Raw genomic sequence first — 11,284 nt, forward strand, 5'->3', positions numbered from 1 at the left:
TCGTCACGGCTTAGCCATTGTCATCTTCTTAGCCCAACTGGGCCAGTTTAAATCGCCAGATATTAATGGTGTGATGACTTGGTTACCCCAAGATCAACTGGCTCTGATGATTGGCCTGGTGGCGCTCACCATGGGCATAATACATTTCTTGCCTAAGCTGACCACAGCCATCCCCTCCTCTCTCGTTGCTATTATCACTGTCACCATGATGGTGGTTTTCTTAGAGCTCGATACCCGCACAGTGTTAGATTTCTTAAAATCCATGAGTGGTGATGAGAATGCAACCATAGCCGGAAGCTTACCTAGCTTCTCTATCCCAGCGGTGGCATTCAATTTAGAGACCCTGTATATCATACTGCCCTACTCTCTCATTCTTGCCGCCGTCGGTTTGATTGAGTCTCTGCTGACACTCACGGTGATCGATGAGATGACCAACACCCGCGGTAAAGGTAACAAGGAATGTATCGGCCAAGGCGTTGGTAACATCACCTGTGGCTTCTTCGGCGCTATGGGTGGTTGTGCCATGATTGGTCAGTCTATGATCAACATCAACTCAGGTGGACGCGGTCGCCTATCGGGTGTTACTGCAGCCCTGACACTGCTTGGTTTCATCCTGTTCGGTTCGGCTATGATAGAGATGATCCCACTGTCTGCTCTAGTCGGTGTGATGTTTATGGTTGTCTTGGGTACCTTCGAATGGGCCAGCTTTAAGGTGATGGGCAAAGTCCCTAAACATGATGCCTTCGTCATCGTCTTGGTCACTGTTGTCACTGTGTTTACCGACTTGGCATTTGCCGTGTTCGTCGGTGTCATAGTCTCAGCCCTAGTCTTTGCCTGGGAACACGCTAAGCATATCAATGTTGAGATAACTGAAGATGCTAATGGTTGGAAAGTTTATAAACTTAACGGTCCTTTGTTCTTCGGTTCTGTGGCTGATTTCTTAGAGCTATTCCACAACAATACCGATCCTGATGACGTGATAGTCGACTTCCAAAATTCACGCGTATGTGACCACTCGGCGCTGGATGCCATAGACACTCTGGCAGATAGATATGTGGCATCGGGTAAGAAATTACACCTGCGTCACTTGAGCAATGACTGTAAGCAGTTACTGCACAAGGCGGGAGATCTTGTCGAAGTTAATCTTATCGAAGATCCTCACTACAAGATTGGCGACGATAAGCTAGATTAATTTTCGTCAGCCAAGTCTGAACTCCAGACATAAAAAAGGCGAGCTTAGCTCGCCTTTTTTATGTCTATACCAAGCATAGACAGGTTAATTACTTCAACTTATCAGCAAAGGCGGCCCTAAACTTGTCGACCTTAGGCCTCACAACCATCTGACAATAAGCTTGCTCACCGTTTTTCTCGAAATAGTCCTTATGCTCATTCTCTGCACCATAGAAGGTATTAAAAGCGACAATCTCGGTGACTATCGGCTTAGACCATACTTCAGCCTGAGTGAGCTCTGCTATCATCTGATTAGCCAGCTTACTCTGCACTTCATCATGAACGAAGACAACGGAGCGATATTGTGGACCGACATCATGACCTTGTTGATTCAAGGTGGTCGGATCATGGCCCTGCCAAAATACGCCAAGCAACTCCTTAAAGCTGATGATGCTTGGGTCAAACTCTATATGGACAACTTCTGCATGGGCAGTCATACCCGAACAGACGGCGTTATAATGTGCGCTCGCCTCATCACCGCCGCAATATCCTGACTGAACTGAGATAACCCCTCGAAGTTGAGTGAACATGGCTTCGAAGCACCAGAAACATCCCCCTCCAAGCGTGGCAAACTGATATTCTTTGGGCTCATAGGTTGCAGCATTAGCCTTAAACACCATAGAAACGGAATTAACACAGTGACGAATATTGTTCTCGGTTAAATACTCCCCTTCAAACACATGACCCAGATGGGCATCACACTGAGCGCAGACAATTTCGACTCTCTGACCATCGGCATCGACAACTCGTTTGACCGCCCCTTGGATTTCATCATCGAAGGCGGGCCAGCCACAATGGGCATTAAACTTATGCTCAGATAGATACAGGGGCGCTTCACAACGTTTGCACACATAACTCCCCAGGGCATCGTGCAGGTGATACTCCCCGCTAAAAGGCCGTTCGGTGCCCTTTTCTTCGATCACATGTCGTTCAACATCGGTGAGTTCACGCATACTTGTTACTCTTTATTCGTTGGGTAGATTAGACCTGAGATCTTTATCTTCTCTTTCAAATATACACGACGCAAGACAAACCGTGATTTATTGTCTGCTCGGCGAATTGTTGTGAAACTATTTTTATCTTAGCTGTTCTCGCATATGTCATTATTCTACAGTTGTTATTTTCGACAAGGTTCAGTGCTTATCCCGTTAAAAAACAATCATGGGGTGATATTCATCACACTTAATTGCCCAGAGCCTTAGCCTAGATAAACTAACCTTGGGTTTATCTATTATAAAAAATAAGAAGACAGAGATGAAATTAGAAACAATCGATTATCAAGCAGCCGATAGTGCAGCAAAGTTCGTCCAATCATTAAGAGATACAGGTTTTGGCGTACTGGCTAATCATCCAATCGATAAGGCCTTAGTAGAAAAAATTTACATTGAGTGGCAAGCCTTCTTCAACAGTGAAGGCAAGCATGACTTTCTGTTTAAACCTGAAACCCAAGATGGCTTCTTTCCTGCGGAAGTATCAGAAACGGCTAAGGGTCACACGGTTAAAGATATCAAGGAGTATTACCACGTCTATCCTTGGGGACGTATTCCTCAATCCTTGCAAGAGAATATCTTAGCTTACTATAAAGCTGCCAATGAGCTTGCCGAAGAGTTGCTGCAGTGGATAGAAGAGCATTCACCCGCAGATGTTGCGGTAAATTACTCCATTGCCTACCCAAGATGATTGAAGGCAGTCATAAGACCTTGCTGCGCATATTACATTACCCGGGAATGACAGGTGAAGAAGAAGTCGGTGCTATCCGCGCCGCGGCTCATGAAGACATTAATCTGATCACCCTGTTACCCGCAGCAAATGAACCGGGTCTGCAGGTGAAAGGTCAAGACGGCGAATGGATTGACGTGCCTTGTGATTTCGGCAATTTGATCATCAATATCGGTGACATGTTACAAGAAGCTTCCGGCGGATACTTCCCATCAACCACCCACAGAGTGATAAATCCAGTGGGCACAGATATGTCTAAGCCTAGGGTATCCTTGCCGTTATTCTTGCATCCTAAGCCTGAGGTTGTACTCTCTAACCGTTACACTGCAGACAGTTATTTGATGGAGCGATTGAGAGAATTAGGGGTTATCTAATCACTCATCCAGTGACTTTCCATAAAAAAGCGCCAGAAAGCGCTTTTTTAGTGAAATTTTCCCCTAACAAGGTAAAATCCCCACATCAAAACTAATATAGAGCAATAAAATGGCTATTCAGTGGTATCCCGGACATATGCACAAAGCACGTAAAGAGATCGAAGAGGTCATGCCTCAGATCGATCTTGTGATCGAGGTGCTCGATGCGAGGATCCCATACAGCAGTGAGAATCCTGTTATTTCGACACTTCGTGGTGACAAGCCCTGTATTAAGCTATTAAATAAGTCAGACTTGGCCGATCCTGAAGTCACCCAAAGATGGATAGAGTATCTGGAGCGAGAGCAAGGCGTTAAAGCCATGGCTATCACCACTTTGCAAGCCTCTCAAGTGAAGAAAATCCCCGACCTCTGCCGTAAATTTGTCCCAAATCGGGATAAACTCGAAAAAGATATTCGTACCATGATCATGGGGATCCCCAATGTGGGTAAGTCCACCATCATCAATACTCTCGCTGGTCGTATGATTGCCAAGACAGGCAATGAACCTGCAGTGACTAAGGTGCAGCAACGTATCAATTTAAGAAATGGCATCGTCTTGTCTGATACCCCCGGTATTCTCTGGCCGAAAGTCGACAATGAAAAGAGCAGTTATCGCCTGGCTATCACAGGTGCGATTAAAGATACCGCCATGGAATATGAAGATGTCGCCATGTTTGCTGCCGAGTACTTTTTAAAGGCTTACCCGGAAGCGATTGCCGAGCGTTATAAACTGACAGAGCTACCCGATACCGACATCGAGTTATTAGAAGCCATAGGCCGTAAGAGAGGGGCTCTGCGCCCAGGTGGACGTATCGACTTGCACAAGGTATCAGAATTAGTCCTTCATGAATTCCGTTCAGGAAAAATTGGCCAACTTTCATTAGAAACCCCTGAAATGGCTGAACAAGAAAAAGCAGAAGTCGCGGTAAAAATGGCAGAAAAAGCCGCTAAAGATGAGAAAAGGAAAGAAAAAGAAAGACTCAAGCAGGCTGGAAAGCGCCATAGATAATCCATAACAGCCCCATCTTTGATGAGCTTGGGAGCCTCTCTCCCAAGCTCATATATCGTGTATCAAGCCAACAAACAATGCGAATTGTATTTTAGTTACATCTATTCGATGGGCCTCACCCTAAGAAATCGAGCAAACCTAGGCGTTCCTTTCTGAGTAAACCCAGAATACTGATAGGTGACAGTCGAGCCAATCTCAGGTGGATGTCTTCTCTCTTTCATACTAAAGCCTGTACCGAGTTTGAATCTGACTCCTTGCTGATTTTCAACTAACAAGGCCCCCATAACACCTTGCAGCTTGCCCTTACCCGCTTGGTAAGCAATGACTCTTGCCTCGGCATCATAATAAGGTTTAAGTTTAATCAGATTCGGGTTTCGACCGGCGACATACAATGAACTAACCTTATGTAACATCAAGCCTTCACCACCAGAGGCCACGACCTCACTGAACCAGATATCAAGCTGGTGCTGATTATCTAGCCTCTTCTGCTCTATCAGCGCTAGATACTCAGAGCCAACATGCAAATTTTTGCTTGCCGTGGTATATCTTTCGACAAAAGACCCTGGATGAGATGGCAGATCGAACACCATAAACTTAACCTTTCGCCACTGTGCATCGATAGGTTCTTTTCTTCTTGCCAGAGATGACATCTGCTCGAAGGTTCCTCTCCCCATCCACAGCTCACCGTCTAAAGGATAAGTTGGAAAGCCGCCAACAAACCAGTCAGGTATAGCAATTAATCGACCGGACCGAGAGCGCATCTGACGGCCATCCCAAAATCCTCTGACCCCATCGAGTTTTTCGCTGACCAGATAGCCTGATACGGGGCCGGCGATATTTGAGTGAACAGCGAGTTGGATATTAGCAGGCATGGGCCTGGATAGGCTATTTGGTGGGGATATCACAGTGCCACCGAGGATAAAAATCAGCACTGAACAGGTTAAAATGTATCTATACATGGAACGCTCCTTCGTCTGCTTAGAACAGGTTAAATCCTTTAACTTGTGGGGGGGACTTTATTTATACACATTGGTATTACAATAAATATCAGTGTAGAACATGAACCAATTTAATTGCAATAGGTCTCAAATATTCCAAGTGATATACTCCGCGAAGATTTAGCTAACATCTTTAGTAATCAGTTTATCAATTTGATGACAATACAGGTTTTCACCTCTACAACAGCGGGTGAAAATCTTAGACGGAAAATTATGAAACCAGAAAACAATCATGGTATAAAGCGAGTTTTTAGGGCAACAGGCTTCTCAATGAAGGGGCTTAAGGCTGCCTGGATCCACGAAGCAGCATTCAGGCAAGAACTCATGTTAGCCATCGTCATGCTGCCAATCGCAGTATTAGTGGATATCACCACGATTGAGAAGCTATTGCTTATCTTTAGCCTCTTTATCGTACTTATCGTTGAATTGTTAAATTCTGCCATCGAAGCGGTCGTCGATAGAATAGGCGATGAGATCCATACCTTGAGCGGACAAGCCAAAGATATCGCCTCTGCGGCGGTATTTATGAGCCTGGCTCTGTGTGGAATCACTTGGGCGGTGATATTGGCCAGCAGATACCTTTAATTATCCATATAGCAGATATCTCAGTAACAAATTTAACTCCAACTGGCTATTGCAGCATATAGTCCGTTGGAGTGCAGATTTGCCTTTAATACCCGTCAAACACTGACAACCTACGATATTAATAGCACAAAGCATTACTCCTTTTCTTACACAAACAATAGCAATAACACTCGGCAATCGAACCATTAACAGAATACCCCCATCCACACAAAACAAACAAAACAGCCACTCCTTTAGTCGTTTATTGATACAAATCACTCACAAATAGACACGATCTGCTACTATAGGATGGATAAATGATTTGAAATCAATAAAATCAAGTACTTATAACTATAATAATGATTGACGGAGTCGCCTTTGCGCAAAAGATTAGGCATCTCATTTTTATGCCTTTTGGCCGCTTGCCAAACATACGCAGCTGATAATGATCAGTCTTTACAAGATTTTTCATCTATAAATAAAGTAGATAGCCAAGTTGTGCTCAGGATGGGTGGGTTTTACTCCAACTCCAATTCGAGTATGAATGTAACGAATCCCATATTAGGTCAGGACTTTAAGATCGATTTCGAAAAAGATCTTAAACTTGAGGAATCTCAATTTTTACCTTTCTTTGAAATGTTTTACCATTTCAATGAGCGACACAATCTGTATATCGACTGGAAGCAGTTGCACCGAACTGCTGAAGTTGTGGGGATCACCACACCGTTCCAGGTAAACTTCGAAGATAAGATCTACGACATAAAAGCGGGCGCTAAGCTTAAAACCACCTTAAACATAGATATCGCCAGGTTAGGCTACGGCTATAACTTCTACCAAGGTAATAACTACAATCTAGGCCTGTCTGTGGGCTTACATACCATGTTTATCAAAACCGGATTTGAGGGTGATATTGGTGCCTGCATTGAACAAGACCTTGTGCTCAAATGTGATCAACAGCCTCTCAACAGAGCCATTGATGAGAGTGTCACCGCCCCCCTTCCCGATATTGGTCTTTACGGTGACTATGAATTTAGTTCGGGATTTAGATTCACCGCTCACGCGCAATATTTCTATATCAAGCTTGACGATCTCAAGGGGAGTCTAGTCGACATACGTGCTGGTGTAGAGGCTGAGATCACCGAAAATTGGCACATGACAGCGGCATTTAATTATTATGAAGTTGATGTCGATTACACCCAAAGGACAAATTCCGCTGATACTCATGTGGCCGATTACAACCTCCACTATAGTTTCATTGGACCCATGCTCTCGGTAAGTTACCGTTTCTAAATAATGAGTCGGAGTGAATCGAGAAACAACTCACTCCGACTCAGGCTAGGCTGCTCTATGGTATAATCACGCAAATTTCAGCTCGTCACCATGCTTGTTATTAGCATATGGCTCAGTACATGGTTCAAAATGGCCCTTATAAATCAAGATTTTATCGATAGCATAACTCAAGATATGCCCGCTCACCTCTCTATGGATGATTTTGTTCAATACAGTAGCCGTCCATTGAGAGCCTCGATCCGCGTCAACACGCTAAAAATATCATCGGCCAATTTTATCGAGCTCATGCAACCTAAGGGCTGGACACTCGAACCTATTCCATGGTGCTCGGATGGCTTCTGGATATCCCTCGACAGTGAAGTTCAATTAGGCAACACCATCGAACATCTTCAGGGTCTATTTTACATTCAAGAAGCCAGCTCAATGTTGCCACCAACGGCACTATTTTCCCAGCTAAATGAAACAGATAATGCCACAATTCTCGATATGGCTGCGGCCCCTGGGTCTAAGACAACACAGTTAGCGGCCTTAATGAACAACTCTGGCTTACTCATCGCCAACGAATATTCTTCGAGCCGGGTAAAAGTGTTACATGCTAACGTTCAACGCATGGGAGTCAGTAATACCGCCCTCACCCATTTCGATGCTCGGGTCTTCGGTGAATATCTCTATGCCACATTCGACGCTATCTTGCTCGACGCCCCCTGCAGCGGTGAAGGCACCATACGCAAAGACCCTGCGGCGTTAAAGAATTGGAGCCTGGAATCGAGCCGGTCGATTGTTGCGACGCAGAAAGCCCTGATCGAATCTGCTTTTCTGGCGTTAAAAACCGGTGGAATTCTGGTGTATTCGACCTGTGCACTCAGTCGAGTTGAAAACCAGGAAGTGTGTCAACATTTAAAGGAGATGTACCCCGATGCCGTCGAGTTTGAATCCCTCAGAGATCTGTTTATCGATGCTGATAAGGCCTGTACAGAAGAAGGTTTCTTGCATGTCTGGCCACAGATTTATGACAGTGAAGGTTTCTTCGTCGCCAAGATAAGAAAAACAGCAGACATTGACAGGCAAGTTGCCGAGCCGAGAAAACAGAAAAACTTCCCCTTCACTCGGGCATCCCATAAAACAGACTCTAAGTTAAGGGCATATTTTCAGGATACCTTCGCCATTGAGCTACCAAGCCAGAGTCAGATAATGGTGAGGGAGCAAGAATTTTGGTTGTTTCCGCAAAAAATGCAGGGCTTGATTGGTCGGATGCGCTTTCAACGTATAGGGATGAAAATAGCTGAGGAATTAAAGCATGGTATTAAGGCGCAGCACCAGGCAATACAGGCCCTAAGCACGCAAGCCAGCATGATTGAGCTATCACAATCCCAGGCAACCCAATATCTAATGGGACGGGATATTCCTCTCGAAGCAGGCCTTAAGCCACAAGGAGAAGTGATTGTTAGCTACCATAACAGCCCGTTAGGCCTAGCGAAACATCTTGGCAAACGGTTGAAGAACAACTTACCCAGAGAGCTTGTCAGGGACAAGATCGTCAATTCTGATGCAAGCAAATCTCAATGAAATATTTACTTACAAACGTGGATGAATAATATTGCATATAAGCGCTGCAAGCCGGTCATGTCGACTACACTATTAGCCAGAGAGTTAATTCCTAATGAGGATCTCAACAGTAGCGCACGGCTCTTTAGTTAGAGCCATTTCCCTGGACCCAGAACAATCGGAATAGTTTTGGGTCTTTTTTTGCCCGAAATTTGAGCTTCGCTGATATTAACGCCCAGCTAGCTTAGCCGCATCGGTAAACAAGCTGAAGAAATTATCCGTAGTGTATTGGGCCAACTCTTCATAGGACTCCCCCCTTAGCTCGGCGATAAACTCGGCGACGTCGCGTACAAACGCTGGTTGATTCTCCTTGCCTCTATGCGGCACAGGAGCCAGATACGGAGAGTCAGTTTCAACCAACAACCTATCTTTAGGTACCTTTCTCATCACAGTGCGTAAATCGCCCGCATTCTTAAAGGTTGCAATGCCCGAGACTGAAATATAGAAACCCAGATCAATCGCCGCTTTAGCCATCTCCCAGTTTTCAGTGAAACAATGTAACACGCCACCGACCTTGTCGGCATGACCGTTTGTTAAGAAATTTAGCGTATCTTCTCGGGCATCTCGGGTATGTATGATAAGCGGTTTATTGACTTGCACCGCGAGTTCGATCTGCTGCTCGAAACATTGTTGTTGCAGTGCTTTGGTTTCATTGGCATAAAAATAATCCAGGCCAGTCTCTCCGATAGCGACAACCTTAGGCTCCTTGACAAACACATTGAGCTCAGTGGTATCGAGCCCCTCTTGCACATCCAAGGGATGTACGCCGGCAGAGAGGAACACTTGATCAAACTCCGCCATCTTATCTCGCATGGAAATAAAACCTTGTTGACGCACATTTACGCACAGAAAATAGTCTACATCCCTGGCTTTTGCATCACTGATGATCTGTTGCAGTGATTGGTGATCGGGCGCGGCTTTTAAACGGTCGAGATGGCAATGAGAATCAATGAGCACGTGAATATCCAGCAGAGTGAAAGATCTAAAAAAGGAGTCAAAGAATACAGAGCTATAGGGCGAGGGTCAAATCAAGATGCCTTAAACGGCTTTAGTGGAAAATACAGCAGACTGGAAGGTAAAGAGAGAAATATCACATGGTGCAAGTCAAGTCTCCGGAGGATAGTTCACGGGCTAAGAGGATTTCTATATGCTGTTTATGTAATTCTGCATCTGACAAGATCTTGATGCCAATTCCCGCCGGGCGGCCTCCAGATGCACCGAGAGGATTAATCCAAACCACCATGCCCTGGAACTCATGCCTGTTGACCGCGCCGGGGAGTTGGTAAGCTATGGTTAACTCTTGGCCCAGATAGTGGCTTTCACTGGTCGCAATGAATAGACCCGCCGGCTGAATAAACGGCATATATGCGCGATAAAGCTGATGTAAGGTATCAAAATTAACCACTAGGTCTATCATAAAACAACTATCTCATTAACTTATTATATTCTAAGATAAAGCCATTAAAAAGAGCTAAGTAGTTTACATTCGGCATGACACTTAACTTATGGTAGGTATCCATGACCTTCATGCCAAATTCCGTTACTTTTACTCTCAACAATGCGTCTAAATCTGCCTGTCTTATCAATTTTTGCCTCAATATTAAATACAAAACCTTAAGTGCATCAGATGCTTGCTTTTCATTAACACTAATTAAACTAGCACAGAGGTGACCGGAGGACAAACTTTGAGCCCAGTCTTTCCTAAATTGTAGCAGTTGCGCGTATCGTTCGCTTTCTAGCGCGAGAGCCAACTCCAGCGGGCCCCCCATCACAGGCAGACACCAGGTCACATCAGTTGCAGCCCCAGACTCTGTCGATAACCAGGTCTTGATCTCCTCCATGGAAGGCGACTCGAAGTGGACCTGCTGACAACGGCTCTTAATCGTTGCCATAAGCCTGCTTGGGGTATCAGACTGCAACAGGAGTAAGGTATCTTTCCCAGGTTCTTCCAATGTTTTCAATAACGCATTGGCCGATGCCTGATTGAGCTGCTCACTATGGTAGATCACGGCGACTCTGCGTCCACCTTGCAGCGATGTCATCGTCAGCTTTTGACACAGCTCGCGTATCTGATCGACCTTAATCTGATTACCGTCGGCAGAGACAAGATATAGATCCGGATGCGTGTTGCCATCCAGTAACTGACAGACCTTGCAACAACCACAGGCTCCCTGCTCACCCGGACTCTTACACAGGGCCGCTTTCGCTATTTCGAGTGTTAACTCCTCCCCGCCATAGCCTTTATGCACCCCGACTAAGTAGGCATGGCCCAACAATCCGGCCTTTATCTTTTGACTGAAATCACTTATCGGCGCCATAAGCCAAGAGATATTTTGCATTACCAATCCTGAATCTGTAACAAGGCAAGAATGTCTTTATGCACTTCGGCCATAGTCTGACCGGCATCGATGACGGCAATCGTGTCGTCTTCTGCGGCAAAATATAAGAAGTCGCTC

Annotated in this window: 10 protein-coding genes and 2 pseudogenes; 6 read left to right on the top strand and 6 right to left on the bottom strand. The window is 45.2% G+C overall.

Annotated features, from left to right (window positions below; all coding sequences use genetic code 11):
• A partial coding sequence (locus KT99_RS18920; RefSeq protein WP_005503455.1) for a SulP family inorganic anion transporter occupies positions 1 to 1,192 on the top strand: 1,192 nt, incomplete at its 5' end.
• 88 nt (positions 1,193 to 1,280) lie between these two features.
• Here KT99_RS18920 and KT99_RS18925 read toward each other — a convergent pair.
• Entirely contained in the window at positions 1,281 to 2,183 is a 903-nt protein-coding gene (locus tag KT99_RS18925; protein ID WP_005503463.1) for a bifunctional methionine sulfoxide reductase B/A protein, read from the bottom strand.
• Between the two features lie 301 nt (positions 2,184 to 2,484).
• Here KT99_RS18925 and KT99_RS18930 point away from each other — a divergent pair.
• Together KT99_RS18930 and ylqF are read left to right on the top strand one after the other, a co-directional pair.
• Positions 2,485 to 3,323: pseudogene (locus KT99_RS18930) on the top strand (isopenicillin N synthase family dioxygenase).
• A gap of 109 nt (positions 3,324 to 3,432) precedes the next feature.
• Entirely contained in the window at positions 3,433 to 4,371 is a 939-nt protein-coding gene (gene ylqF, locus KT99_RS18935; protein ID WP_040572225.1) for a ribosome biogenesis GTPase YlqF, read from the top strand.
• Positions 4,372 to 4,472: 101 nt separating this feature from the next.
• Here ylqF and KT99_RS18940 read toward each other — a convergent pair whose 3' ends face one another.
• The gene (locus KT99_RS18940) at positions 4,473 to 5,330 is read right to left on the bottom strand and encodes a DNA ligase (protein WP_040572226.1); all 858 of its coding nucleotides are present in this window, start codon (positions 5,328 to 5,330) and stop codon (positions 4,473 to 4,475) included.
• A 252-nt stretch (positions 5,331 to 5,582) separates the two neighbouring features.
• Here KT99_RS18940 and KT99_RS18945 point away from each other — a divergent pair, with 252 nt between their 5' ends.
• The 3 genes from KT99_RS18945 (at position 5,583) to rsmF (ending at position 8,789) form a co-directional block, all read left to right on the top strand.
• Positions 5,583 to 5,954 carry a diacylglycerol kinase gene (locus KT99_RS18945; RefSeq protein ID WP_040572227.1) on the top strand — a complete coding sequence of 124 codons (372 nt, stop codon included), beginning with the start codon at positions 5,583 to 5,585 and terminating at the stop codon, positions 5,952 to 5,954.
• Positions 5,955 to 6,407: 453 nt separating this feature from the next.
• Entirely contained in the window at positions 6,408 to 7,223 is an 816-nt protein-coding gene (locus KT99_RS18950) for a DUF481 domain-containing protein (RefSeq protein WP_232504332.1), read from the top strand.
• 129 nt (positions 7,224 to 7,352) lie between these two features.
• On the top strand, positions 7,353 to 8,789 hold the full coding sequence (rsmF, locus tag KT99_RS18955; protein ID WP_040572229.1) for a 16S rRNA (cytosine(1407)-C(5))-methyltransferase RsmF: 1,437 nt from the start codon (positions 7,353 to 7,355) through the stop codon (positions 8,787 to 8,789).
• 207 nt (positions 8,790 to 8,996) lie between these two features.
• On the opposite strand, the gene KT99_RS18960 is transcribed toward rsmF, so the two are convergent.
• The 4 genes and pseudogenes from KT99_RS18960 to KT99_RS21835 all read right to left on the bottom strand — a co-directional run.
• Positions 8,997 to 9,785, bottom strand: coding sequence for a TatD family hydrolase (locus tag KT99_RS18960; protein WP_005503472.1), 789 nt, complete (start codon positions 9,783 to 9,785; stop codon positions 8,997 to 8,999).
• Positions 9,786 to 9,918: 133 nt separating this feature from the next.
• On the bottom strand, positions 9,919 to 10,245 hold the full coding sequence (locus tag KT99_RS18965) for a PilZ domain-containing protein (protein ID WP_005503473.1): 327 nt from the start codon (positions 10,243 to 10,245) through the stop codon (positions 9,919 to 9,921).
• 7 nt (positions 10,246 to 10,252) lie between these two features.
• Entirely contained in the window at positions 10,253 to 11,167 is a 915-nt protein-coding gene (gene holB / locus KT99_RS18970; RefSeq protein ID WP_005503474.1) for a DNA polymerase III subunit delta', read from the bottom strand.
• Positions 11,167 to 11,284: pseudogene (locus tag KT99_RS21835) on the bottom strand (dTMP kinase); the annotation flags it as partial. The gene holB and the pseudogene KT99_RS21835, both read right to left, overlap by 1 nt.

Source organism: Shewanella benthica KT99, assembly GCF_000172075.1.
Classification (GTDB): Bacteria; Pseudomonadota; Gammaproteobacteria; order Enterobacterales; family Shewanellaceae; genus Shewanella; species Shewanella benthica_A.